Annotated in this window: 26 protein-coding genes; 15 read left to right on the top strand and 11 right to left on the bottom strand. The window is 60.9% G+C overall.

From position 1 onward, the window contains the following. Positions 1-190: 190 nt before the first annotated feature. The 10 genes from HUK73_RS18685 to HUK73_RS18640 all read left to right on the top strand — a co-directional run bounded on the left by HUK73_RS18685 (position 191) and on the right by HUK73_RS18640 (position 10,051). Positions 191-448 (top strand): type II toxin-antitoxin system ParD family antitoxin, encoded by a 258-nt coding sequence (locus tag HUK73_RS18685; RefSeq protein WP_176593394.1) that lies wholly within the window; start codon positions 191-193, stop codon positions 446-448. Continuing rightward, on the top strand, positions 445-717 hold the full coding sequence (locus tag HUK73_RS18680; RefSeq protein WP_176593393.1) for a type II toxin-antitoxin system RelE/ParE family toxin: 273 nt from the start codon (positions 445-447) through the stop codon (positions 715-717). Before HUK73_RS18685 ends, HUK73_RS18680 begins: the two co-directional genes overlap by 4 nt. 733 nt (positions 718-1,450) lie before the next feature. After that, positions 1,451-2,089 carry a toprim domain-containing protein gene (locus tag HUK73_RS18675; protein WP_255326427.1) on the top strand — a complete coding sequence of 213 codons (639 nt, stop codon included), beginning with the start codon at positions 1,451-1,453 and terminating at the stop codon, positions 2,087-2,089. A gap of 202 nt (positions 2,090-2,291) precedes the next feature. After that, positions 2,292-3,893: a hypothetical protein gene (locus tag HUK73_RS18670; RefSeq protein WP_176593391.1), complete on the top strand. Its 1,602-nt coding sequence runs from the start codon at positions 2,292-2,294 to the stop codon at positions 3,891-3,893. A gap of 127 nt (positions 3,894-4,020) precedes the next feature. Beyond that, complete coding sequence (locus HUK73_RS18665; RefSeq protein ID WP_218036652.1) at positions 4,021-4,863, top strand: M28 family peptidase; 843 nt, start codon at positions 4,021-4,023, stop codon at positions 4,861-4,863. Between the two features lie 246 nt (positions 4,864-5,109). Then, positions 5,110-6,168 (top strand): IS110 family transposase, encoded by a 1,059-nt coding sequence (locus tag HUK73_RS18660; protein ID WP_176593389.1) that lies wholly within the window; start codon positions 5,110-5,112, stop codon positions 6,166-6,168. A 271-nt stretch (positions 6,169-6,439) separates the two neighbouring features. Continuing rightward, positions 6,440-7,039 (top strand): hypothetical protein, encoded by a 600-nt coding sequence (locus tag HUK73_RS26555; RefSeq protein ID WP_218036651.1) that lies wholly within the window; start codon positions 6,440-6,442, stop codon positions 7,037-7,039. Position 7,040: 1 nt separating this feature from the next. Then, positions 7,041-7,616: a type II toxin-antitoxin system VapC family toxin gene (locus tag HUK73_RS18650; protein WP_176593388.1), complete on the top strand. Its 576-nt coding sequence runs from the start codon at positions 7,041-7,043 to the stop codon at positions 7,614-7,616. Positions 7,617-8,452: 836 nt separating this feature from the next. Next, positions 8,453-8,953: a DUF736 domain-containing protein gene (locus tag HUK73_RS18645; protein WP_176593387.1), complete on the top strand. Its 501-nt coding sequence runs from the start codon at positions 8,453-8,455 to the stop codon at positions 8,951-8,953. A gap of 84 nt (positions 8,954-9,037) precedes the next feature. Further along, positions 9,038-10,051 carry a DUF2493 domain-containing protein gene (locus HUK73_RS18640; protein ID WP_176593386.1) on the top strand — a complete coding sequence of 338 codons (1,014 nt, stop codon included), beginning with the start codon at positions 9,038-9,040 and terminating at the stop codon, positions 10,049-10,051. A gap of 190 nt (positions 10,052-10,241) precedes the next feature. Here the strand turns inward: HUK73_RS18640 and HUK73_RS18635 are convergent, their stop codons facing one another. Next, positions 10,242-10,481 carry a hypothetical protein gene (locus tag HUK73_RS18635; RefSeq protein WP_176593385.1) on the bottom strand — a complete coding sequence of 80 codons (240 nt, stop codon included), beginning with the start codon at positions 10,479-10,481 and terminating at the stop codon, positions 10,242-10,244. 48 nt (positions 10,482-10,529) lie between these two features. Between HUK73_RS18635 and HUK73_RS18630 the strand changes: the two genes are divergently transcribed. After that, positions 10,530-10,712: a hypothetical protein gene (locus HUK73_RS18630; protein WP_176593384.1), complete on the top strand. Its 183-nt coding sequence runs from the start codon at positions 10,530-10,532 to the stop codon at positions 10,710-10,712. A 181-nt stretch (positions 10,713-10,893) separates the two neighbouring features. Here HUK73_RS18630 and HUK73_RS18625 read toward each other — a convergent pair whose 3' ends face one another. Beyond that, positions 10,894-11,166, bottom strand: a complete 273-nt coding sequence (locus HUK73_RS18625; protein ID WP_176593383.1) for a hypothetical protein — start codon at positions 11,164-11,166, stop codon at positions 10,894-10,896. Then, a complete protein-coding gene (locus HUK73_RS18620) occupies positions 11,163-11,540 on the bottom strand; it encodes an Arm DNA-binding domain-containing protein (protein ID WP_176593382.1) in 378 nt (125 codons plus the stop codon). The genes HUK73_RS18625 and HUK73_RS18620 overlap by 4 nt, the downstream gene beginning before the upstream one ends. A 526-nt stretch (positions 11,541-12,066) precedes the next feature. On the opposite strand from HUK73_RS18620, the gene HUK73_RS18615 reads away from it, so the two are divergent. Genes HUK73_RS18615 through HUK73_RS18600 form a run of 4 tightly spaced genes read left to right on the top strand, consistent with a single transcriptional unit; the run spans position 12,067 to position 17,987 of the window. Beyond that, positions 12,067-12,369, top strand: a complete 303-nt coding sequence (locus HUK73_RS18615; RefSeq protein ID WP_176593381.1) for a hypothetical protein — start codon at positions 12,067-12,069, stop codon at positions 12,367-12,369. Continuing rightward, positions 12,366-14,414: a type IV secretion system DNA-binding domain-containing protein gene (locus tag HUK73_RS18610; protein WP_176593380.1), complete on the top strand. Its 2,049-nt coding sequence runs from the start codon at positions 12,366-12,368 to the stop codon at positions 14,412-14,414. Before HUK73_RS18615 ends, HUK73_RS18610 begins: the two co-directional genes overlap by 4 nt. Next, positions 14,411-17,395 carry a MobF family relaxase gene (gene mobF, locus HUK73_RS18605; protein WP_176593379.1) on the top strand — a complete coding sequence of 995 codons (2,985 nt, stop codon included), beginning with the start codon at positions 14,411-14,413 and terminating at the stop codon, positions 17,393-17,395. Before HUK73_RS18610 ends, mobF begins: the two co-directional genes overlap by 4 nt. Continuing rightward, complete coding sequence (locus HUK73_RS18600) at positions 17,385-17,987, top strand: lytic transglycosylase domain-containing protein (protein WP_176593378.1); 603 nt, start codon at positions 17,385-17,387, stop codon at positions 17,985-17,987. The genes mobF and HUK73_RS18600 overlap by 11 nt, the downstream gene beginning before the upstream one ends. 199 nt (positions 17,988-18,186) lie before the next feature. On the opposite strand, the gene HUK73_RS18595 is transcribed toward HUK73_RS18600, so the two are convergent. The 8 genes from HUK73_RS18595 to pqqA form a co-directional block, all read right to left on the bottom strand. Then, entirely contained in the window at positions 18,187-19,239 is a 1,053-nt protein-coding gene (locus HUK73_RS18595; protein ID WP_176594700.1) for a sensor domain-containing diguanylate cyclase, read from the bottom strand. A 272-nt stretch (positions 19,240-19,511) separates the two neighbouring features. After that, positions 19,512-20,852, bottom strand: a complete 1,341-nt coding sequence (locus HUK73_RS18590) for an MFS transporter (protein ID WP_255326581.1) — start codon at positions 20,850-20,852, stop codon at positions 19,512-19,514. A 5-nt stretch (positions 20,853-20,857) separates the two neighbouring features. Continuing rightward, positions 20,858-21,811 (bottom strand): prolyl aminopeptidase, encoded by a 954-nt coding sequence (gene pip, locus HUK73_RS18585; RefSeq protein ID WP_218036738.1) that lies wholly within the window; start codon positions 21,809-21,811, stop codon positions 20,858-20,860. 10 nt (positions 21,812-21,821) lie between these two features. Continuing rightward, positions 21,822-22,934, bottom strand: coding sequence for a pyrroloquinoline quinone biosynthesis protein PqqE (gene pqqE, locus HUK73_RS18580; RefSeq protein ID WP_176593375.1), 1,113 nt, complete (start codon positions 22,932-22,934; stop codon positions 21,822-21,824). Continuing rightward, positions 22,931-23,203: a pyrroloquinoline quinone biosynthesis peptide chaperone PqqD gene (gene pqqD / locus HUK73_RS18575; RefSeq protein WP_176593374.1), complete on the bottom strand. Its 273-nt coding sequence runs from the start codon at positions 23,201-23,203 to the stop codon at positions 22,931-22,933. The genes pqqE and pqqD overlap by 4 nt, the downstream gene beginning before the upstream one ends. Next, the gene (gene pqqC, locus HUK73_RS18570) at positions 23,200-23,940 is read right to left on the bottom strand and encodes a pyrroloquinoline-quinone synthase PqqC (RefSeq protein ID WP_176593373.1); all 741 of its coding nucleotides are present in this window, start codon (positions 23,938-23,940) and stop codon (positions 23,200-23,202) included. Before pqqC ends, pqqD begins: the two co-directional genes overlap by 4 nt. Positions 23,941-23,950: 10 nt before the next feature. Beyond that, a complete protein-coding gene (pqqB, locus tag HUK73_RS18565; RefSeq protein ID WP_176593372.1) occupies positions 23,951-24,853 on the bottom strand; it encodes a pyrroloquinoline quinone biosynthesis protein PqqB in 903 nt (300 codons plus the stop codon). Between the two features lie 7 nt (positions 24,854-24,860). Continuing rightward, positions 24,861-24,944 carry a pyrroloquinoline quinone precursor peptide PqqA gene (gene pqqA / locus HUK73_RS27270; RefSeq protein ID WP_176594699.1) on the bottom strand — a complete coding sequence of 28 codons (84 nt, stop codon included), beginning with the start codon at positions 24,942-24,944 and terminating at the stop codon, positions 24,861-24,863. Between the last annotated feature and the right edge of the window lie 539 nt (positions 24,945-25,483).

Genomic DNA, 25,483 nt, shown 5'->3' with positions numbered 1-25,483 from the left:
TCTGAGTATCCCATGGGGCTTCTCCAATGGCCGGAATGGCCAAGTACAGGATACCGGTACTGCAGCATCGTGCGTTGAAGCCTCTTGTGTGCAAACGTCTCGCCAGTGGATGCTGGCCCTGCGCCCCTACCGAGAGCATTTTATCAACTGTTGATAAAGTGCTATTCTCGTCCCGAATGGAGGCTCGATCATGATTAGCGCGGATCTCGGACAGCAGCTTGAAAGTTTCGTCGCCAGCCTCGTTGCGACGGGGCGCTACAACTCGAAAAGCGAGGTTCTACGCGAAGGTGTGCGCCTAATTCACGACAGGGAAACCCGCTTGGCCGCGCTGGACGCCTCGATAGCACGGGGTCTTGCAGACGCGGATGCAGGGCGCACGACGCCGGCCGATAAGGTGTTCGATCGCCTCGAGGCCAAGCATCGCGGCATGGGTGCAGGCAACGAGTGATCGTCGATCTTTCGGCTGAGGCCGAATATGATCTTGAGGTGATCGGCGACTTTATCGCGCGCGACAATCCGGCGCGGGCCTTGAGCTTCTTGCGGGAACTGTGTTCGAAATGCTTGGGCTTGGCTGATATGCCGGAACGATTCCCGCTCGTGCCGCGCTATGAGGCGACCGGCGTGCTGCGGCGTGGTCACGGGGATTATCTGATCTTCTACCGAATCGAGCCCGGAAAAGTGATCGTCCTTCACATTCTGCACGGTGCCCAGAACTAGAATACGATCCTCTTTCCCTCCTAATCGCCAACTTAGCCGCCGTTTGCGACGCCGTGGCAGTTCTTCGTTACTTGCCGATTGTACATGCAGGTAAACCGGCTCCCCGAGATGATCGCGGAGCCGGAGAGGTCAAATTTCGGTGCGCTCCGATATCCTCCTGGAACAGAATGATGAATGGGCGGTCCAGCGGTCCCGCTACATGGCACTGGAAAGCGTCGTCCAAATCGGCGATGATCCGCTCTGAGGGAAGGGGGGATGGTAGATTGGAGGGACGTTGCCGGCATGGGCAGGCACGTTCGCGCATCTCTCTTTCAATTCTCCCTATCTGGCTCGACATCCCGGAATCCGGCGTGCTGTGTGTCGCCACATAGGAGCTATTGCGGCGGATTCTCCTATGACCAGCGCTGTTTCTTACCATTACAACATGCAACTGGAGGCGCTTGGCGCTTCCTTGGTCGGGCGCCTGGGCGGCCTGTGGAAATCCGGCGGCGGGATGTGTCTATGCCCGGCTCATGCCGACCGAAACCCAAGCCTTTCGATCCGGATAGGCACACGGGCGCTTCTTTTCAAATGCTTCGCCGGCTGCGATAGCCGCGACGTCATCGACGCTATTCGCCGTTTGGATGTCCATGCGCTGCATCGTGTCGAAACAGATGCATTCTCTCTACCACGGCCAAACACAGACCTGATGGTGCGGCAGCGCGCTCTGCGCGTCTGGGATGAGGCGCGACCCTTGATCGGTACAGTCGCGGAAATCTATCTTCGTCGCCGTCGCATCGCCATCTTGCCGCCGTCGCTGCGCTTCCATCCACTAACCCCCCTCGGTCGGGGCGGCCAGGATGTCGTCTTTCGCCCCGCCATGATTGCCGCGGTGCATGAGGTCGACCGCTTCGTTGCCATCCAGCGGACCTTTTTCGCCTCTGGCGAGCCTCGTCGCGCGCGGGACCTTCTTGATCCCAGACTCATCCTTGGCCGCCCTTTGCATGGTGCGGTCAAGCTTGCAGCGGCCATCGACCAGCTCGGACTTGCCGAAGGTATCGAAACGGCGATGTCCGCGATGATTCTGTTCGGAATTCCCGTCTGGGCAACGCTCGGCAGCAGGCGGATGCATCAGATCGCCATTCCGCTCAGCGTGACCCGCCTCATCCTATTTCCCGATAATGACCGCGCGGGGAGGATCGGGGCCGCCAACGCCACCCATGCCTATGCCATGCCTGGGCGCCGGATCGAAGCCGAATATCCGCCGGTCGGCTTCAAGGACTGGAACGATGTCCTGCGGGAGGGAGGGAAGGGGGAATGGGAGTTGTGGACCGCTTTGGGTCCTGACCCTTCCGGAGACCTTCCATGTCCCTTCCCTTGTCGCGCTCCCTGACCCTGGCGAACCTCAACTCTCCAAAGTCGATCAGCCTTTCACCATCGCTACGGACACTGCAGACACCCTCTGCAGCGGTCGGCGGCTTTTGCTGATCGCCCTGTAGTCAACAGGGACCAGCAGCTCCTTCGCTGAACCCTCCGCAATCCGCATCAACAATCCAGCCGTGCCCAGCTGTGTGCGGCTGCGTGGAGTCACGTCCATGGCACAATTCCAAATCCTGTTCCCTTACTCGGCCACCGAGTGGCGGCCGATGACGATCGAGTTCGTCTGGGCACCGTGCGGTGACCAGCAATATCTCTGGTCCTCCTTCGAAGAGGCTGAGGTGGCCCGGCAGCGACTGCTCACGCGTGTGCCTGGTGCCGCGCTCCGGATCGCGCTCGCCGGAACCGATATCGGTGACGTCGACTGGCCAATCCGCGAGAAGCTGCGTTTTGCCGACGGCACCTATTCGCCTACGCCCTGGCATGACGAACCTTGGTACCAGGCCAGGCACGATGAGCATTTCTGCCATATCTCCAAGGAGCAGGCGGGCAAGGTCGCGTTTACCGAAAACGCTGCCAAGGGGCAGGTCGATCGTCAGTTGGTGATGTCGCCGGGCCGTTATTTGAACCGCTTCTTCTCCGAGCATCTGGACAACAGCGCGATCGAAGGCTGGTGCGCCAGGCTTTCCGTGCTGTTGCAGGAAGACGCCCTCAAAATCACCCAGGACGCAGACGAAATTGAAGACGTCTATGTCGGCGGTCCCGGCAGCTGCATGGCACATGAGGCGTGTGACTTCGACAGCTCGTGTCATCCGACACGTGTTTATGCCGGTCCGGACACGGCGCTCGCATACATTGGTCCTCGCGAGGATGCGAAGGCGCGCAGCGTCGTCTGGCCTAGCCGCAAAATCTACACCACAATCTACGGCGACGTATCTCGTCTCAGGCTGCTGCTGGAGGAGGCTGGCTACATCGAAGGCGGCCTGAACGGTGCCCGCATTCGGCGTATCGAGGATGGTGACGGCTTTGTCGTTCCCTACATCGATGCAGGAGATGATCTTGGCGACGACGGCCAATATCTTGTAATCGGACGAGGCAGTATTTCATCGGAGAATACCAACGGTCTGGCACATAGACCGTGGTATTGCCCGCGTTGCGATGAGGACGCCAGCCCTTATGGTATGGTCCATTCTGTAGATGGATCATCTGAAGAGTGGTGCTACAGTTGCTACCATAATCACACGACGTTCTGCGATCACAATGGTCACCGATATAGTGATGATGAAAACTTCATCACCGTTTACATCGAGCATGGCTCGCATACCATCCTTGAGGAGGATGCAGCAGATTTTGGCGCCGTCTATCTCGAAGATCGCGGCGAATGGTGGGCCAGCAGTTGTTGCCGTCAATGCGATGCCTCCGGCGAGTGGTTCCATGCAGAGGATCTCACCGAATATCATGGCGAATGGCTGTCCGAGGGTCATCTGCCCGAACCGTTCGATGACGACGACGTCTCCCTCGTCAATGCCCATGTTCGGGCTTATCGCCAGTTCCTTGATGAGATGGCCGCAATCCATGCCGATGTCGCCAGGTGGCAGGCTGCCGGAGAGCGCGCCCGGGACGAGAGGTTAGAGCGAGAGCGAGACGAGACGGAGCGCCTTCGGATTGAAGAACTGCGGCCCGATGTCCATGCGCCACACGGTGACGCGCGCTCGCAGGACAATTGCCACGAGCCGGCTCACATTTCCGAAGAGTTCCTTGCCACCACTGCGATGACGGTGCCGGCCTCGGCCGCGACCTCCTCCCACGCAGGAGGCTGATCCCATGACCCATGATGTTGCGGGCCGGACGGGCCTGCTCAAAATCCTGTCCTGGGCACGCCCCCATGACAGTGCTATCGAACGTGCCTTCTGCCGGGAATTTCTCGATTCAATCCCGGGCATGACCATGGACGGCTTCGGCAACCGGATGTTCACTATCGGCGACAGACCCCGCGTGATGTGGAGCTGCCACGTCGATACCGTGGCCGCCCGGGGCGGGCAGCAGGACGTGGGCATCGACGAGCGAGGAATCGCCAGCTTGTGCGATGGCAGGCCAGGTATGTCGCTCGGCGCCGATGATGGGGCCGGTGTGTGGATCATGCTCAACATGATTGCAGCCGGCCGCCCTGGCCTCTACCTGTTCCATCGCGGCGAGGAACGCGGCTGCCTTGGATCGCAATGGATTCAGCGCAACAATCCGGAGTTGCTAAAAGACATCGGCGCGGCCATCGCCTTCGACCGTGCAGGCTTGGGTGACGTCATTACGCATCAGAGTTACGGACGGACATGCTCGGACGCGTTCGCGGCCAGCCTTGCATCTGCGATCAATGATCTGGACCGGGCTTTCCGATATGCCCCTGACAATACGGGCGTCTTCACCGATACCAACGAATATGCGGGCATCATTCCCGAATGCACCAACCTGTCAGTGGGTTACTATGGCCAGCATGGGCCAAGAGAGACGCTCGACGTCGATCATTGCGAGAAACTGCTTGCCGCCATGCTGGAATTCGACGCGTCCCTGCTGGTGATCGAGCGGGATCCCTCGGCACAGGAAGACGATCGGTGGGGCTGGTTCCATAGCTATCGCGGCCATTGCGACGACTTTGCCGACGCGGTCGCGGACTATCCGTGGTTGGCAGCGCGAATGCTGGAGGAATGCGGCTGTACGCTGGACGATTTTCGGATGGCCGTCTGGGTAGAGGAGATGGGCGATGACTCCGGCTACCGCCCACTCATGGCATCATGATGACGACGGATTCCGTGCGCTGGCCCGTCGCTATCCCGCATTATCAACGCGGCGCTGCTCTGGAGGGAAAGGGGGCGGTCCGGAATGTCCCGGGCCGTGTGATCCCAGGAGCCGGTATGAAAGCGTTGAGCTTCAGTGATGGAATGGGACGGTGAAATGAGCACCGTTGCGGCAAGGGTGCACCCCCTCGTGCAGGCACGCGCGTTAAGCAAATTGCTGAACCCCATCAGCAATGGAGATGCACCCATGTCTTACGATTATCACATCGGCGTGGCTTACCACAAAGCCTATACGCATCTGGTGGTGCAGGACGGCGGCGGGAAGGTTCTGCGATCGGGCAAGGTGAAGAACGATCCTCGTTCGCTGGGCAACTTTCTGGCGCCCTATCTGGAGAACAGTCATGCGGTGATGGGAGCGAGCCGCAACTGGACGGTGATGTACGACTGGCTCGATGAGCTGTGTGACGATGTCGTTCTCGCTCATCCGTTGAAGGTGAAGGCAATCGCCGACGCCAGGATCAAGACTGACAAGATCGACGCGACGATCCTGGCGCATCTGCTGCGGGCCGATCTGATCCCGGAGTCCTATGTCCCGTGCGAGGCTGCGCGCGAGCTTCGCCAGGCGTTGCGAGAGCGGATCTTCTTCGTGCGGCTGCGCACGATGGTGAAGAACCGGGTGGTGACGATCTTCGACCGCTATCCGGAACAGACCCGAGCGCTGCGGGAGATGTCGGACCTGTTCGGCAAGATCGGGCGGGGCCAACTCGAACTGCTTTCGGTGTCGACCATCGATCGCGAGCATATCGACCGCGCGCTGGCCTTCATCGATGACATCAACCAGCGGATCCGCGAGGCTGAAAAGACGATCCGCCGCTTCAGCAAGGACAATGCGGACGTCAAACGCCTGAAGACGATCCCCGGCGTGGGGGAGTTCTTCGCGCGCCTGATCGCCGCCGAGATCGATGATGTCTCGCGCTTCCGGTCGGCCAAGAAGCTCGCCGCCTATGCGGGCCTCGTGCCTTCGACCTACGCCAGCGGCGGCAAATGCTGGAACGGGCGGATCATCAAGGCCGGCAACAAGTGGCTGCGCTGGGCCTTCGTGGAAGCCAGCATTCCGGCCATGCGGGCAGAACCTGCCCTCAAATTCGAATATGAGCGCCTCAAGGCCACCAAGGGCGCGAACCGCGCCAAGGTCGCCGTGGCGCGCAAGTTATTGACGATCGCCTTCCAGATGCTGCGCGACCAGCGCGACTATGAGCGCCGCGACGCGCTGGAGCGACCGTCTGATCCTTCTCGGCTGTCCTGATGGCTGTCTAGTGGGTCCTGCATCGCGGGGCTGCACTCTCCAGGAGAATGGGAAGCCGAGAGCCGAATAACCGGAATGTGACCGAGCCTATACGGTAAGGTCACGGATTGGAGAATGGCTCAATGCCGAAACGAGGACAGGGCGTCTGTCCTCGACAAAGAGAACTCGTCCGCAATGACGTCAGCGGACACAGGAAACATCAACGAACCCACGAGGAAACGTGCTTTTTACGTGCACTCTGCCTCTTGAGTTCTTTCATTGGAGAACTCCCATGGTCAGTTTTCCCCAATCCATCGACACGTCAGCGGCTGCGGGCGCCTATCGTGTCGACATCTCCCGCAGTCAGAATATCGGTCGTGTCTCGTCGGAATGGTTCTCGCGCCCCGCCGACGACCAGTTTCTTCCCCTCGACGACCTCTATGCGAACGTCCGTCACCGGGCCGAGGGCGCGCGACCTCAACTGACTGCGGGCAGTCTTGATCTGCCAGCATTGCTGCGCTATGTTAGACAAAATTTCATATTGTTGGACATTATGGCAAAATCGCATGGAACGGAGCCACACTCCGCAAAGCAAGCCCGGGGCAAGGCGCGCAGCGCCTCGACCGACGTAATCGTCTCCGTTCAGAATGTGCGGGTCGAAGCCGTGATGGCGGCCGCCGAACGTTCGGGCCTCCTCAAGGAGAAAGGCGGTCGCATCGGTGGCCGTGTGAGTGCCGCGCTCGTCAGGCAGGCCAAGGCGCAGACAGGAATCCAGACGGATACCGACCTCATTGAATTCGCCCTCGCGAACCTCGCACTCGAAGACAAATTCTCCGAGGCCTTCAAGGCTGCTCGCGGCAAAGTGGACTCGGATCTGAAGCTGGGTTTCTGACGTGGCGGCATTTGATATTGGAGGTGCACTGCGCTGGGCACGGTTCGATCCGGGCAAGACACTTGCGCGTCGGGCGGACAGCGAACTCCCCTTCGCCAGCGAAGAGGAACTGGTTGGCCAGCCGCTGCTGCTCGATACCTGTGTCTATATCGACCAGATGCAGGGCCGAGCACCTGCGGTCGTTGAGCGCCTGGTCGAGACGCGGCAGGCCAATCATTCGACGGTCGCCATCCAGGAACTCATGCATTCCGCTGGCGCGCTTGATCCCAAGGACAAACGAACGGGTCCGGTCATTACTGTCATCCGCAAGCAGATCGAAGCCATGCCCGCGCACCGCGTCTTTACGCCCGATGCCGAAATTCTGGGTCGGGCTGCCTTGCTTGCGGGCATGTTGAGCCGGCTGCAAGGCTATGCGCGGGATCAGCGGCTCAAGGCGTTGCAAGACTGCACCCTGTTCCTGCAAGCGCAAAAGCTCGGCTTCACGGTCGTCACGGGCAATATCGTCGAATTCGACCTCCTCCTTCAGCTCGTGCCGACCGGGCGTGTGCTGCTGTATCGCTCGGGCAAAGGAGCCTGACGGCTCTCTGCCGATCGCATTGATGCGGAGCCGGCGCGGCGCCTATCACCTGCGTTCAGCGTATCGCGCTGAGGGGAGGGGGAGGATTTGATGTGGCGGGGACTAGCCTTCGTACGTCAAATGTCCCAATCCCATGACAATGCTATCCACCACCAGCCCGCGGTCGTCGATGCGCTGACACGAAGCTGATACTCCACCGGGCTCTATCTGCGTGCTCTTTGACCAGGCCTCTTCGGGCTCTTGTTCGCTGGCGCGGTTACGATTCCTTCCGCTGGTTTTTGGGCTCCGGCCTGTGCTGTCAATCGGGCGTTGCAGCGGCCCTCGGCGGGGCGCCTCGGTCCGCTATCTGGCGCGGACAAGGTCTGTCATCGCATCCGGAGCCGCCTTCGCAGTGTCGCGGCGTGCCGGAGGCGGTCCGGGGGCACAAGGGCTGCCTCCGGCCAAGCTGCGGTAGAAGAAAAGGGGCCTGCCGGCGGGATCATTTATCCCAGTGGTGCCGACAGGCCCCTTTTCTCCAACCTCCGCTAAAGGCCGCAGCGCGACGTCCCTTGCACCCCCGGACCACCTGCGGCTCTGGCGCCCCGGCGAAGGCGGCTCCGGATGCGATGACAGACAAGGCCACCGTCCGTCCTCCCCTGATCAGGTCGGTATCGCCTTTGGCGATGCTTCTTTTTGTCTGGGGACGCTCCCGCGTCCTTTTTAATTGGCTCAGGCTCACCAGACACGATAAAAATCTGTCAAGAAATCAATGATATGGAAGAAATTGAGGGAAGGAGGTAAGTTAATGATACGGCCGGAGAGAGAAACCGGACCGCTTTAGCAGAAAGGATAAAGTCATGAAAATCGGATCATTCAAGCATGATGAACGTGTTGGTGAAATTGTCGGCAAGATCGCCACGCGCTCCATGCGTTTCCCTTATCTTATCATGCGCCGTGTCGTGGATCGTCAGAGCGAGAGCGCGCCGGTATTCGAGATTTACGAAACCAGCCCGGCAGGTGATGAAATCCAGATCGGCGTGGTTTGGGAACGCCGTATGCGGGCCAGCGACGAGGTGTTTCTCTCCGGCATGATCGACGATCCGAGCTTCAGTGAACCTCTTCCCATCGCCTTGTTCGGGGATGAAGCGAGCGGCTTTGTTGTCCAGTGGCGGCGCGAGCGGGAACGCGAACCGCAGGGCGGAGGATATGGCGGCGGAAACTATGGCAGCGGGGGCGGCGGACAGCGCCAGAGCGGCGGCGGTCGACGGAGCGGCGGTTTCACCGGCGGCAGCACCGCAGGCCCCGGCGGCGAATATACCGGAGGCTCGCGCGATCTCGACGACGAGGTGCCCTTTTAAAAATTCATATGAGGCGGGCCGGGGGAGCGCTGGAACGCTTCCCCGAACCCTAAGCCGTTACCCTGACAGTCAGGAGCCAATCCCATGTCCAAGCAAACAGCCTCCCATGGCGTTAGCAGTTTTGCAGACCTGCCGGAACTCTACGCGGAACTGATCGAAACCCCGGATTTCGTCGCCTCGTTCGGCGATCCCATTCCCCTCACCATCAGCGAGGCGGGCGAGGAACCCGCCGAGCATGACATGCCCGAACCCATCGCGGCGCAGGCCGAATGTGGGGGCGTCATCGCCTCCATCTTCGACCTGTTCACCGATACCCGGCTTGAACCGCTCGCGCCCGAAATCGCGTGGGGCTTCGTCAACAGCTTTCACTTTGTCGCATCCAAGCTGGAACGGCAGGAAGATCGACTGGCCGACCAGATACGAGACATGGCGCGGCGACTGGAGCCGAGCGAAGTCTTCATCAACGAACTGGAGCAGACTCAACTGGAATGCCAGTCGATTGCCGAGCAACGCGCCGCGATGGAGGCAATGCGCGACTATGGCGCGGCGATGTATCGCACCTGTTGCGGGCGGCCATGGTCCCCGGCGAAAGGTTCGCGCGCCTCGCAGGTGACAACCGCCAGCCAGATTTCAGCGCTCGATTTCCTGCGGGCGCGGGCGGAGCGGCGGCGCGACCGCTATGACCCGCAAGGGCCTATCGTCGTCGTGTCCGGACCGCAGGATTGGCATGACGGTCCCTTGATCTGGACCCGCCTCGACCAGATCAGGACGCGCATCCCTCGCATGCTTCTTGTCACCACCGGCCAGCGCAAAGGCGTCGATGCCGTTGCCGCCGCATGGGCCGCGCAGAGGGGCGTGCCTTGCGTCGCCTTTGGCCTTTGGGGGCGGGGCAAGGGAAAGGGGTTCAAGCGCAATCGCGATATCGCGGACTTGCGGCCGGTCGAGGCGATATTGTGTGAGGGATCGGGCATTCAGTCCAGTCTCTATGAACTGTTCAATCCGCAGAACGGGCACCGCGTACCGACCCATGTTTTCATGCGGGCCGACCAGAAGCCGGATGTGCCGGTGAGGCGCAAGCGCCGCGTCATACCGGCCTGAAACCGGCAGAAATCAAAGACGAGGAACCGGAGCGGGAAACCGCCGCCGGTTCCTTGTCGTGCTGTTGCACAAGGCGGGGGAAACCCTAGCGGTTTCCCCCGCGCCGCTCCTTTTTGCCGGGCCTATGGCCCGACAACGTCGCTCCCCTTTCCGCTAAGGCCAGGTGCGCACCGGCATACCGTATCGAAGATCAGGACGCCATTGCGGGGAGGGATTTTAGCGCCGTGACCGCCGCGCCCCCGCCGACCCGAATGGCCTGCGACAGCACCTCCCGAAACTCGCGGTCGGTCAACCTTTCAACGGCCAAATCTTCGACCAGTTTCGCATAATGTCCGCGCAGATTGCGCCGTACCGTTTCCGCTTCTTGCGCGAGATTGCGCAGGTCGATCTCGATCTTCACCAGCCGCTCGCGGTCCGTCATCTTGGGCATTTCGACTCCTTCACAAAAAGGAGGCCCGCTCGCCGGTGGCGACTATCCATGAACGAACAGGATCATGCAATGCTTGCCCGAAAGCTCGCCGTCACGCATCGGACGATCGGCACCAGAAAGGGGGATGCCGCCCTGCCAGCAGGGGCGGGGCGCAGCGGCAAGCGCGCTGCGGGCAAGGTACGCACGTCAAAGGCGTTTGTAACGCATCGCACGCACCCATTCCGCCAATAAAGAAGGTAAAATCAATCATTTATGAGATTTTGCAAAAAATCTCAAGGCACATTTTTGGGGCAGAGAAGCAGCTTGGCAAGCTCTTTTTTGCAGTGCTCGCTTATCTCCGAAAGTCGCCCCAAGCAGGGCGTTCATGCCATCCGACGTCTGAAACTGAGGTTGGAGCAAAGGCTGTGCCGGGCTACCGAGATTGAGGTGATAGCGGCTGGATTTGAGCATGCCGGATGCCGTGCTGTTTCCTGCGCAGGCCATGGCAGGGGTTCGAACCCGGTTCACGCAATCCATGGTCCTCCGCATAGAGCATCAGTCCCGAAAGAGTGGACGGCGCCATACGCACGGCGCTGCTCTTCGCGGTGATGTCCAGATGCCAGCGGTTCACCTCTTCCGGGGTTAACGCGCGAACCTTGTGTCCCCCGAAATGGGGGAGGATATGCATCTTCGTGATCGCCTTCATGTTGCGGATTGTGCCGGGCTTCCAGCGTCCCGCCTCGCCTGAAGCGAGGAAGCGAGGAAGCGAGGGAAGGCCTCCGCCATTGTCGCATCGGGACCAAAGAGGGCATCGTTCGCGACGGTGGATCGGTCCTGCGGCCCGGCGGACAGCAGGCGACGGGCGGCCTCAAGGGGCAGGTGCCGTGCATCGCCAAGCGTGGTGCGGACGGTGCGGGCCGCCGTCCGCTCGACGGCGACCCATGTGCGGGCACCCGAAGCGCGCAGGCGCAGGGCGAGGCCTTTCGCCCGCGCATCGTAGAGTAGCTTTTCTCCCCGCGCGGGAAGGGGAATGGAAAGAATATCGATGGCTTCAAAGTCGATCTTCGTGCCGCTGGGCATGACAATATGGCTCCACAAATTCCGGCACCTCGCGGGCCGGTGGAAGCGCGTCCGGGGTATGTTCCCCAGGACACGCGGGGAACTTATCGGCAGCATTGATACGTGGCGGACATCGCTCTCAGGGAAGGGCTGTCACCGATTGTCATCCGGATTTGAATTACCGTTCAGGATCAGTAGGTTGCCCGCCGCATCGAGCTATCATCTGGCGCATTCGCAAGCTCATGCGAAAGGCCGGACGCACGCCTGAAAGGCGTAAATTGTAATGCACCCCACGCACGGGTGCTGCGGGACCAAAATCCACAGATTTCTGCGCCTTTCGCGTGGCACAGGCTGGCAGCCGCCATGGCACAGCTCGGCTGCCGATGGCTGCCAAGTGACTTCTGTTGTCGACCTAACGGCTTGATTTGGCTTGGCACTTTCTGGCTGCCGCCGGCAGTTTTATTAAACCATTGATATTACGTGATAACCAAGCTAAAAGAATGATGCTTCACCACATTCCTGGCGTGTCGGACACGGAGTCCGCCGCTTGGCACGCATCACAATTCGCATAGATGACGACCTCTATGCGCGCCTTACCATTCAGGCACGCAATGCAGGTCTCGGGACCGCAACCTATTGCCGTGACATCCTCGACCGGTTCGAGGGAGTGGATCCATCGGGCTATCATGCCCGTTTCGATGAGCTGCACGCCACGGCCATCCAGGCCTTCGCCATTCTCGCCACATCGGTTGGTGAGCGCTCGCCGGACATTCTCCAGAAAGGGCTGAGTGAGGCGCGCCGGCTCCTCCGGGAGAGGGGGCTGCTCGATCCCGAGCAGGACCGCCTATGAGTATCTTCCGACACGATACGCTGGGCTCATGGACACGAGGTGGACAGGCCATCGTCCACAACGTCCGGATGACCACCCAGGTTTTCTACCAGACCTTTCTCGCCGGGCTTGTCATCTGGATCGGCGGCATCATCTGGTATGCGCTGGAGAAGTCTTCCGATTATGAACGTTTCGTCCTGCTGAAGCTCGGGCAGGCCGTCGTCATGGGGGACGCCGTTCCTGGCAATGTCTCCCCGATCCTTTTCAAGGCGCCCGCAGGCCAGCAATATTGGACGAGCCCCAAAGCGCTGCTTGAGTCCGGTATCGCCCGCAAGACGCTCGATGCTTTCGAGATTTATCTGCTCCACGGGGCTGCGCTCTCGGGGGTGTTCGCGCTCGCCATGCTCGCCTGGGCCTGGTTCTACTTTACCCGGACAGGGCGGGGCCTTGGCTCCAACCAGTTCCTGCGCGGGGCGCGCTTCGGAACGGTCCGGCAGGTCCGCCGGGCGCTATGGCGACACGCCAGGGGCAGTTTCGATATCGGCGGTGTCAATGTGCCGGACGCCTTCGAGCCGGAGCATATCCTGATCTGCGGCGCCCCCGGCACGGGCAAGACCAACATCATCGTCAAGATGCTCGCCGGTATCCGCAAGCGGAAGCGGCGCGCCATCGTCTATGACACGGCCGGCACCTTCGTCGAGAAATTCTATCGCCCGGGAGTCGACATATTGCTGAACCCGCTGGACGCCCGATCCGACCGCTGGTCGCCCTGGGTCGATGTCCCCCGTGACTATCATTATGACGAGATCGCGGAGTCGACGATCCCGGAAAAGACAGGGGATCCCTTCTGGGCAAAGGCCGCGCGCGGTACAATGGTCGCCGTGATGCGCAAGCTAGCCCGGCAGGAGCGCACCTTCGTCTCGATCCTCCTCGATATCCTGTTGCGGTCGAGGCTCCCGGACCTGGCTGCCTTTACCGTGGGCACTGACGCGGCGGCGTTCATCTCGACAGAGGGTGAGCGGACCAGTGCCGGCATCCAGGCCGAGCTGGCCTCTGTCATGCGCAGCTTTTCCTATCTCGACGACACGGAAGATGGCCTCTCCATCCGCGATTGGGTCGCCAATGAGAAGGATGACAGCTGGCTCTTCATCACCGTGAAGGCCGACCAGCTTCCCTCGTTGCGGCCGCTGATCACGGTCTGGCTCGATATCGCGATCAGCGCGATTATGAGCATGGCGCCGGACCGCAATCGGCGCTTATATTGTGTGATCGATGAACTGCCGACGCTCCAGAAACTGCCGTCGCTCTCGGACTTTCTTGCCCGCGCCCGGAAATATGGCGGATGCGGAATCCTCGGCTTCCAGTCTTATCCTCAGCTTGAAGCGACCTACGGTATCCAGGATGCCGCCGCCATCACCGGCTATTGCTCAACTTGGATAGCCCTTCGCGCCAACGACACCCCGACCGCGAAGCATGTTTCGGAAAATCTGGGGCAGGTAGAGCAGATCGAAGCCAATGAAGGCATGTCCTATGGCGTGAACGATATGCGCGATGGCGTGAACCTCTCGCGCATGCAGGTGACGCGACCGTTGGTCATGCACACCGAGGTCACCAATCTTCCGAACCTCATGGGCTATCTCCGCTTTGGGCGCAGCCTGCCGGTGGTCCGTTTCGAGGACAGCTATAATATGGTGCCTTCCATTGGTTTGGCATTTGAGGAACGCCGTGATCCAACCATTCGGCTCTCCGTCCCGATAGCGGTGAACCCGGCCAAATCTGAGGTGCCATCGGGACCCAAAAAACCGAAAACAACGCCTGCACAACGGCGCCGACCGCGCCCCTCCCCGCCCGATGCCGAACTGCCTCTCGCCCCACCTGACGATACACATGGCGACGCAGAGCCGCCCCAGCCTGGGGTGGCCCATGGCGCAAATTCTTCGGTGGACGGGGGCGCTCAACAACCGGCCGGCGCGCCGCCGCTCGTCCTTTTCGGCAAGCCCGTTGGTTTGGAACTCCGGCAACATGGTCGCCATGACGGCGCCCGTAATGCGGCGAGGCCAGCATGATCAACCCCATTCGCCTGAAAGGGAGGCCGGCGAGCATCGCCCGCTATTATACGGTCGGTGACTATTACACCAAGGGCGCTGACGAGCCTTCCGAATGGGGTGGCAAGATTGCCGCCGAACTCGGATTGACGGGAAAGGTCGATCCTACCGTCTTCAAGGATCTGCTCGCAGGAAAAGTCGGCGATCAGCAACTCGGCCGGCATCGCGCCAATGGCGCGATCCAGCATCATCCAGGCTGGGACTTCGCCGTCAATGCGCCCAAATCGGTTTCGATCATGGCGCTCGTTGCGGGCGATCAGCGGATCATTGAAGCGCATGAGCAGGCTGTCGGTGTCGCGCTGTCCTATCTTGAAGAACATGCCACCATGCGGCATCGCGTCAGGGGCGAGATTGTCGAAAAGACGACCGGGCGATTGATTTTTGCCCGCTTTACCGAGCATGCCTCGCGAGAGCTGGACCCGCATCTCCATACCCATGTCGTGGTGATGAATATCACCGACGAGCGGGACGGCGCAAAGAAAGTCAGCCTCGAAACCCGCGCGATGTTCGCCGAGCAAATGGCCGCTGGCCAGGTCTACCGCAATGAACTGGCGCATCTCCTCAAGGAGCGCGGATATGAAGTCGAATTCGATCCGCGTCGGGGGCTGTTCGAGATCAAGGGGGTGCCCGGGAAGCTGATCACCGAGATGTCTCGGCGCGCGGAGCAGATCGATGCCCATGCGAAGGAAAAAGGGCTGACCGGCCAGGCGGCCCGACAGCAGGCCTTCTATGTCACGCGCGGTCCCAAGCAGAAGGCCTCGCTCGAAGAACTGCACAAGGGCTGGGAGGAGCGCCTCGGGAAACATGCCGAGACCGTGCATGAAACATTGGCGTGGGCGAAGGAGAAGGGAGAACATTCGATTGACGTCTCGCGATCGGTCGCTGCGCGGGCGATGCTCTTCGGTCTGCGGCAGTCGGAAGGGAAGGAAGCCGTCAACAATCTCGGGCGGTTATTGCAGGTCGCGTTGGCGTCGCACGTCGGCGAGGTAAGACTCGCCGATGTTCGTCCGGTTGCGCAGGAGCATCAGGCACGAACCAAGCTTCTCGAAACCCGCTATCCAACCGGCGACGAAATCCATACTCGCGGTCGAACCTCGCGGCGGACCGCTCGCCTCGAACTGGCGATCTCCGACCATTTGGCGCTCGCCATCGATGATGCGAAACCGCTTGCGACCGTTGAAGCCCTTCGCGAAGCTGGCGCCCGTTACCAGTTGAAACCGGACCAGCAGGCCGCGCTCGAACATCTGGGGATATCTTCCGACCGGGTGGTTGGCCTCCAGGGTGTTGGCGGTTCGGGTAAATCCACCATTGCAGGTGCGCTGCGTGAAGTAGCCGGAGACAGGGTATCTCTGCTTGCGCTCGCGCCAACGTCATCGGCGGCGGCGGAGCTGGGCAGGAAGGCTGGGATCGAATCCCACACCGTCGCCAGTCTTTTGGCCGGCGGTGGTCATAAACTTGACGACAGGCACGTCCTGGTCGTGGACGAGGCTGGTCAGTTGGGCAATCGGCAGGCGATCCGGCTCCTGGAGATCAGCCGGTACACCGGCGCGCGACTGATCTTTCTTGGCGACACCAGCCAGACCGGGGCCATCGAACAGGGCAAGTCCTTCTGGCTTATGCAGCGGCTGGGCCTGTCCAAGTCCGAGCTTTTGAAGCCGGTCCGGCAGGAGGCGAAGAAGATGTACCTCGCTGTCACGCTGGCCCGACGGAAGGACTATGTCGGGTCCATCAGTTATCTCGATAAGGTGGTGAGCGGGGAGGGCAGCGAGAAGCTTGCAGGAGGGCTGGTCAGCGAATGGACGCAGTTGAAGTTTGAAACGCGGGCGAAGACCAACATCCTCGTCCTCGAAAATGCGACCAGGCTGATCGTCAATACCAAGGTTCGCGAAGCGCTCAAATCCGAGGGAGCGATCGCTGCGGAAGATACGCGCCTTGCCGTTTTGGCCCCTTCCGGGATGACCGATCAGGAGAAGCATTTTGCGCGCTTCTATTCGCGCGGGGCGGTTGTCATTTTCTCGCGCGACAATGCAAGTTTAGGGATCGCGCGCGATGCCGAATACCGCGTTGTTGGCATTTCCCGCGATGCGCGTGGGCGACAGGCAGTCGATCTCGTCGACGAGCATGGCAGGGTGATAACATGGGATCCACGGATTGGCCGGGCGTCCCAGGTCAATGTGTTCATGGAGGAGACGCGCAACCTTGCCGCAGGTGATCGCATTCAATGGCGTTTGGTCAACCACGATCTCAATATCAAGAATGCCGAGCGCGGCACGGTCGAGAACTTGGATAGCCATGTTGCCACGATCAGGTGGGATCGCAGCGGCGAAGTTCAGATGGTCGATTTGTCCCGGTACAAGACCTGGGACCATGGCTATGCCGAGACAGTCTATTCCGCGCAATCCAAAACCTATGATCGCGTCTATATATTGGCGCCGGTCAATTCACCTCTCGTAACGGGGCAGAATTATTATACGGCGATCACTCGCGCAAAATATGGCGTGAAGCTCTGGACCGAAGATCGGAAACGCTTGGCCGAGAAGCTCAAGCAACGCTCAGGCGAGAAGACGTCCTCTCTGGAAGGGCTGGGACGTCTTGATCGCGACAGCATTAAGGGGAGGGCGAGTGGCCAAGGCGAACGCTGGGGGCGCCTGCGCGATGAGCAACGAGCCGAACGGGAAGCACGCAAGGAACGCAGAGCGGCGGACCGCGCGCGTCGCTCCAGACCAGAACCAAAGGGCATGGCCGCGTGGCTGACCGGTCGCGCGCAGTCGGCAGTGCAATCTCTCGACCAGTGGATCGTGTCGCTTGTAGAGCAGCGACGATCTCTTCCTGAACGCTCCCCAGGACGCGCGAAATCCGACGGGCGGGTCGTTGTACCGCATCCAGCACCGGCGCAATCGCAGCCCAACCGGGAAAATCGGGGAGGTGAGCATGATCGCTGATCCGAGCGGATACCAGTTCACCGCGATCATCGCAATCATACTCGGCGCGGTTACGCCCGCTTTTGCAAAGCCTCTCTCGCAGCCCGATCATGAAGCCAGGCTGGGCGCATGCATCGTTCAAGCTTCAGGCGGTCGTACCTGGCTTGAGAGAACGCTCTGGGGCCTTCGTGATCAAGAAGCAGGCTGGATCGGTGCAGAAATCGCAAACACGAACGGCACGCATGATCTTGGTCCACTTCAGATCAATAGTTTCTGGGTACCCAGGCTTTCGGTTCTGGTCGGCCGATCGCCGGCCAACGTGTGGCACTGGTTGGTCACCGATCCCTGCTTCAATGTGCAGGCGGCGCGATGGATATTCCTGTCGGGCCTGGCGGTGACGAGAGATTATTGGGATGCGATTGGCGTATATCATAGCCCGGCCGCATCGCGCCAGCACCGCTACAGGAACGGCGTAGCCGGGCATTTGATCGCTCGCTTCGGCCGCGATGTATTCAGCCATTCTCTTCAGGCGGGATATGGTTCGGAAGGTCGTGATAGAGTTGTTCAAACCGTTCAGGTGTCGGCGCAACCGCTGAAAGGTGGGAAGCAATGATGCTCCCGCCGATGGCGAGAGGCCGGTACCAGCGAATGACGGCGACGCCCCGGAGGAGAAGAACGGACCAGATCCACGCATCCTCCGGATCGTGGCCGCAATAGGGCGCCAGTTCGCGCGCGAATGGCACGCGGCGAACCGGGCTGCGATGAACGGACCGGAAAATCAAGAAGAGCCGTTGGATGGGAGGGGCTATGAGTTAATCCTGACCGCCACCCAATACACCGCCCCGCGCTGGCAGCGGTTTATCGTTTATCGAGATTGGGTCAAAGCCGGTCTGTTGCATTCTCGCCCACTCAAATCGGTTCCGGCCATTGCGCTTGGCGGCATAGAGCAAGTGGTCGACCGCTGCGACGAATTCTCGTGGACTGCCCTCACCACCGACGGTGATCGTGCCTACACCCAAACTGACGGTGATGATACTGTTGACGTCCGATCTTTCGTGGCGAATCCGCAAGGTTGCGATCGCGTCGGCGCAGAGTTGTGCGCTACGTTGCGCACCTTCTGCGTCGGTTTCGGGCAACAGCAGAGCAAATTCTTCTCCACCAAGCCGCGCCGCGAGGTCCCGCGGGCGTTTTGCCAGCCCATGCAGCGCCCGAGCAATTTGACCAAGGCAAGCATCGCCTTCCGTATGCCCATAGAAATCATTATATTGCTTGAAGTAATCGACATCGATCACGATCAATGAGAGTGGTTGGCCACTGCGCCTGGCATTCTTCCACTCATTTTCTAGTCGTGTATCGAACGAGCGCCGGTTGGCGATCCCCGTCAGGCTATCAGTATACGACAGAACCTCCAGTTTCTTCTGCAATTCCAGCACCCGCTCTTCGGTTCGCTTGCGCTCGCTGATGTCAAACATGAACCCGACAAGGCTGTCGACCGAACCATCGGCCTTTCGTACGACATGCACCACATCCCTGATCCAGACGGTGCCGCCCGATGCGGTCAGTGCGCGATAATCCGCTTCGTGATCGATCCCCGCTTGTGATTGCGAGACGCAGAAATTGACCACCCTTTCGCGATCTTCGTCGTGGATGCGGGTGGCCCAGTCCTGAACCGTGATCCAGCTATCTTGACGCCAGCCCAGTAATTTTTCGATCTGCGGGCCTATATATGTGAACTGCATCGTCTCCCAATCGATCCTCCATGGAATCGCCTGAGTCGATTCGAGCAACGTCTGATAAACCGCAGTATCGCCCCCGCCGTTTGTATCCCCGGCGAACTGGCTGAAGGCGTTGTCGTGGACGAGCATGTTCACGGCTGTAATTCCTTATGAGATGGCACTGTCAGCCATATTGATCCCCTTCAGCCCAGGCTGACGAGCGATGCTATCTTCGGCTTGGGTTGAAATGTTATTAACGATGAATTGATGGACAGCTTCTTATAATGCTTAGATGAGTCCATGAGCTTGAACTGCAGGCGATCCCATTGAAAACGCACAGTACGGCCGGATATAGCAGCGTTATTCGAGTCGGTTGACTACGACCGCTTGCCATATCAGACCCGTCGCGCGCCGGATGGGTCCTATCGACGATAGGCCAGGTAGGCAGCGGCTAGAGCCACGAAAACGGCTACATGAAACGCCATCAATGATCCCGGTCCAAGCAGGCGCAGGACCAAAGCTGCTATCAGCGCTCCTGCCGTTTGCCCAAGCAGGCGGGACAAGGATAGCATTCCGGCCGCAGCGCCAGCGCGGTCCATCGGACCGGTGGTCAGCATCACCAGATTATTGGGTGGTTGGAACAAGCCGAAACCAATGCCGCAAAATCCTATCGCAATCATCAGAAGCGCCAAGGGAGGTCGGGCAGGGAGAAGAAGGGTGATAGCGATCAGAACTGAGGCCATGAGGCACAGGCCCAGGGCACTGATTGCCCCGCCCCGATCCATTCGCGCCAATCGGCCCGCAACCGGGGAGGCAATGGCAATCCCGATTGGGAAAGGCAGCACAAGCAGGCCGATCGTCGCAGCGCCAAGCCCCAGATATTCCACCAGCAGGAAGGGCAGGGAGACCAGCATGCCCATCTGTGCAACAAAGGCACAGACCGAAGCGCCATAGGCGCGGCGCAGGCGGGCGATGGCCATGAGATCAAAGGGGATCAGTGGGCGCGGGCGGGATCGTTCCCGCCGGATGAGCAGCATGCCGGCCACGCCTCCCAGCAGGCAATAGCCGGCAAGCCGGAACGACAGATCGCCATGCACCGCATCCGATGCCGCCAGAAACAGGGCACCGAACATAACGGCATTGAAAAGCGCGCTTTTCCAGTCGAACGTCTTTGCTACGGACGGCGTCTGTGGAGCAAAGCCCATGCCCAATACGAGCGCGATGAGGCCAAGGGGGAGATTGATGAGGAACAGCCAGGGCCAGTTACCGAAGGACAGGATCAACCCGGCCAGCACTGGTCCTGCGGCTGCGCTACCGGATATGACGACCGCATTATAGCCGATGCCTCGTCCCAGCAGAGCTTTGGGCCAGACGAAGCGCATTTGCGCGCCATTGACGCCCATCATCGCCGCAGCTCCCAGACCCTGTGCAAAACGGCAGACGGCCAGCATTTCCAGGCCGGACGCGACGGCACAGCCCAGCGACATGAGAGTGAAGAGGACCAGCCCGCCCAGATAGACGCGATGATATCCGATCCGCTCGCCCAAAGCGGCTACGGGCAGCAGGGTCATGACGATGGCAATCTGATAGGCGGTCACCACCCATGTTGCCAGCGACGCGCTGACATGCAGATCCCACGATATCAGCGGCAAGGCGATATTGACGATGGCGGCGTCGATCACCGACATCGCCATGCCGATCCACAAACCGATAAGTGCCCAATGGCGGCGCGGTGCCGGTAGGCCGTCAGGCACCGCGTCCATGCCGCTCACCGATGCGGCATACGCGCATAGGCATCCGTCGCCCGGATCAGTCGGTCGAGAATGTCGGGTTCGGTGAAGGCATGGCCCGCCCCTTCGATGAGATGGAAGTCCGCCTCTGGCCAGGCCTTGTGCAGTTCCCACGCGGTGCGGGCAGGGCAAACCAGATCATAACGCCCCTGAACGATGATGCCGGGGATACCCCGCAATTTATGCGCGTCACGGATCAACTGACCATCCTCCAGCCAACCCTGATGCACGAAATAATGATTTTCGATGCGGGCGAAGGCGAGTGCGAAATGCGGCTTCTCAAAGCCGGAGGTGATATTGGCATCGGGCAACAGGGTCAGCGTGCGCCCTTCCCACAACGTCCAGGCCTGCGCTGCCTCCAGCCGGACCGCCTCATCGTCGGACGTCAGTCGCTTGCGATAGGCGGCGCGCAGGTCATGCCGTTCATCCTCCGGGATGGGTCTGACGAAATCCTCCCATTTTTCCGGGTGCACTTCGGACGTGCCGAACTGATAATACCAGTCCAGTTCCGATGGCCGCACGGTGAAGATGCCGCGCAACACCAGTTCGCTCACATGCTCGGGATGGGTCTGCGCATAAGCCAGCGCCAGCGCCGACCCCCAACTGCCGCCGAAGATCAGCCATTGCTCCACCCCCATCAGGGCGCGCAGCTTTTCCATGTCCGCGACCAGATGCCATGTTGTGTTGGCCTCCAGCCCGGCATGCGGGGTCGACCGGCCGCAACCCCGCTGGTCGAACAGCATCACGTCATAGAGCGCGGGATCGAACAATTGCCGATGCCGGGGTGAGATGCCGCCGCCCGGCCCGCCGTGCAGGAAGACGGCCGGCTTGGCACCGTGCGTGCCGCTGCGCTCATAATAAAGAACATGGCCGTCACCGACATCCAGCGTGCCGGTTTCATAGGGTTCAATGGGCGGGTAGAAGCTGCGCAGGTGGTTCATCTCACGCGTGATGCAGCCTGCGGGGCACAAGGTCCAGCGGCGCGTTCGCGGCAGCCGCGACAGCTTGGCTCATCAGTTCGTGATCCGGTGAGAGATGACAGGCTGGATCGGTGCGCGCCGCGTCTCCCGCGAGCGCCAGCGCCTGACAGCGGCAGCCGCCCCAGTCGATCTCCCGCTGATCGCACCCCCGGCAGGGTTCGGGCATCCAGTCGGTGCCGCGAAAACGGGCAAAGGCATCGGATGTGCTCCAGATCGCGCTCAGCCCGTGTTCCCGCACCGAAGGGAAGGTGAACCCGGGCAAAGTCTCCGCCGCATGGCAGGGCAGCGCCTTGCCTGAGGGCGAGATATTGATGAAGCGATTGCCCCAGCCGCCCATGCAGGCCTTGGGCAAGGCGGCATGATAATCCGGCACGACATAGTCGATGACGATGCGCCCCTTCAGTCGTTCCCGCGCCGCCGCCGCCACGCCGTTGACATATTCGAGCTGCTCACGGCTCGGCAGCAGCGCGTCGCGGTTGAGCAGCGCCCAGCCATAATATTGGGTGTGCGCCACCTCGATCCGCTCGGCGCCCAATTCCTCGCCCAGCGCGATCATCTCTTCCACCCGCTCGATATTCTGGCGGTGGATGACGAAATTGGCGGTCAGAGGCAGGCCCGCCTCGCGGATGCGGTGGGCGGCCTCCAGCTTCTTTTCATGGCCGCCGCGATAGCCGCCGAAGCGGTCGGCATGAGGCGCCTGCACATCCTGAAAGCTGAGCTGGATATGGTCGATCCCGGCGGCGAGCAACTCGGCCATGGCAGCGTCGGTGAGCAGTACGCCCGAAGTGATGATATTGCTGTACAGCCCTGCACCGGCCGCATGGGCGACGAGGGCGCTGAGGTCGCGCCGGGCCATCGGCTCGCCGCCAGAGAAATGGACCTGCAATATACCGATGGCGGCAGCTTCATCGAGGATGCGGAACCACTCCTCGGTCGACAGCTCGGATTTGGGCGCGTCCATCTGGAGCGGATTGGAGCAATAGGCGCATTGCAGCGGGCAGCGGTGGGTCAACTCCGCGATCAGCCCCAGCGGCGGAGCCGCGATCCGATCAGGCGGTGGCGCCAGCGCGCTCATAGCTGGATACCGCCGCGCGCCGAAAGATCATCGAGCACCGCGATCACGTCGGCGGCGATCACCTCGCGCGGTGCATCAAAGCGGTCTGCCAGGTCATCGACGATCGCACGGATCGAGCGTTCCCCATCGACCAGCTTCAAAATCTCGACGGCAATCTCGTCGGGCATGAACAGCTTTTCGGGGGCCAGCAGCACCCAGGCATCGCGCACGGCATCGAAGCGAAACTTCACCCCGCGCCGAAAAGCGGGAATGGCGGCTTCGTCGGTCATGCCCTCTCGTCCGGCACGAAAGCGCCCGGCGGGATCATTCCCGGCGCCACATAGGCAAAATACAACCCGTCGAGCTGGCACCAGAGCACATCGCATTTGAAGCGCAACGCCGCCAGCACCGCCTGCTGCTTTTCCGCCGTGTCGGCATGGGCCTTCACATAGGCAAGCGCCCAGTCGCTGTCCTGCGGGGCCTGTGTCAGACGCGGTGTGAAATAGGCCAGCGTGTCCTGCGTGATCCAGTCATAATGACGCAGCATCCCCGACACCCGCTCGGCGATGATGGTGGGCGAGAAAAGTTCGGTCAGCGAGGAGGCCACAGCTTCAAGCAAGCTGCGGTCGCGCACGAAATGGACATAGGCGTCGACGGCAAAGCGCGTTTCGGGCAGGATATGGGCCGCGCTTTCCACCATGGCGCGGCCGAGACCCACGCCCTCGGCCAGCTTCAGCCAGCGCTCGATGCCGCCGGGCTTGTCGGCGGTGCCGTCATGATCCTCGATCCGCCGCCGCCATTCGCGCCGCTCCTCCATCGTGGGCAGGCGTGCCATCAGCGTCGCGTCCTTGGCGGGAATGGCGGCCTGATAATAATAGCGATTGAGCGCCCAGGCCTGCACTTGCGGACGGGTCAGCTTGCCGTCATGCAGTAGACGGTGGAAGGGATGGTGGATATGGTAACGCTCCGCACCGATCTGGCGCAGCGCGGCTTCCAGTTCGTCGGGGGAAAGCAGCCTCTCGCTCACCTCATGTCCTTTAGATCGTGAATGCCATGCCGTCATGGGCGACGGTCCAGCCCGCCGCCTCGGCCTCGGCCCGCTCGGGACTATCGGCCAGCAAGACGGGATTGCTATTGTTCATATGGATAATGACCTTGCGCTCGACCTTGATCGACCGGAAGGCTTCAACGGTGCCGTCCAGCCCGCTCAGGCTCATATGGCCCATGCGCTTTCCGGTCTTCTGGCCGATGCCCGCTGCCACCATCTCATCGTCGCGCCAGAGCGTGCCGTCGAAGAAGGCGATATCCGCGCCCTCCAGCCGATTCCGCAGTTCCGGCGTCATTGCTGCGCAGCCGGGGATGAAGAGCATTCGGCACTCTCCCTCGGTGATTTCCAGGCCAACCGTCGTGTCATCGACCAACATCGGCGGCGGCTCGCTGCCGCTTTCCAGATAAAGCGGCACCTTGCCCGGCACGGCAAAGAAGCGGGCATTCAGCCCTTCCTCCAGCGCGAAGGGCGCATCAAGCGACTCGACGCTGCGGGTGACGACATCGCGCGCCAGCACTTCGAAGATAGGATTGGCGTCGAGCACGGCATGGATGCGCTGCGTCGCATGGACGGTCAGTGCCTGCCGTTCGCGCAGGGCCAGAAGTCCCGCAATCACATCGACATCGCCGCCGGTCAGCACCACGCCCGCGATTGGGGAATGGCGCAGGCCATGGCGCGGATGCAGCGCGGGCGTCTCGTTGATCTGCTGCCGCAGGTCAGGAGAGGCATTGAGCAGGAACCAGCGCACCCCGTCCCGGCTGACCGCAACGCTCGCCTGTGTGCGGGCCGGCGCGGCTGGATCACCACTGCGGGCGCGCCGGCACCCTTGCGCATTGGAATTCCACTGAGGGAAGCCACCGCCGGCCGCCGCCCCCAGGACAATGATTTTCATGGGAAATTCAGGCGGTCAGTTCCGCGCAGGCATAGCAGTTGATCTCCGCGCCCAGCGCGATCTCACGAATCTTGGGTGTCTTCCAGCTCATGAATCTTCTCCTGATGTGTCATTTTGCAGGGGAATAATGCGGATTTTTGTTGTCCGTGCAAGCCCACGCCGATGCGAAACAAATTATACTTTTGGCCAATATCATTCTGGGATATGTTCGATCAGCTGATACCGAGCGTACTGACCCTTTGCCGTCATTCCATAATCAGAACTGCAATGCTGAGAGCGGATGGATGGTCAGGTTGTGATCATCCACCCCACCTTAAAGAATGCACGTGAGACGACGAGGTTCATGGGGCGGTTGTAGTCGAATAGCTAAGTTATTCGGCTTCGCCCTCACAGATCCGGGCGGGCGAATTTCCCGCACCCGGCTCCCCCGAGGGTAACCCGCATCACATCCGTGCCTGCGCCCAAGACCGAGTGATACGAGGCAACGGAAGGCGGAAGCGGGACGTCAGGGTATCGAACTCATGCCACGCCATACGCCGGGATTTCTGACTGCGGCATGGGAGACAGCGCGACGGACTTCGCGGTAGAAACCATTGAGCGCAGGGTAGTTGTGCAGTCTGCCGTAATAGC

The organism is Sphingobium sp. EM0848 (assembly GCF_013375555.1).
Lineage (GTDB): Bacteria > Pseudomonadota > Alphaproteobacteria > Sphingomonadales > Sphingomonadaceae > Sphingobium.
The sequence above is the reverse complement of the archived record's forward strand: the minus strand, read 5'-3'. Positions and strand labels throughout refer to the sequence as shown.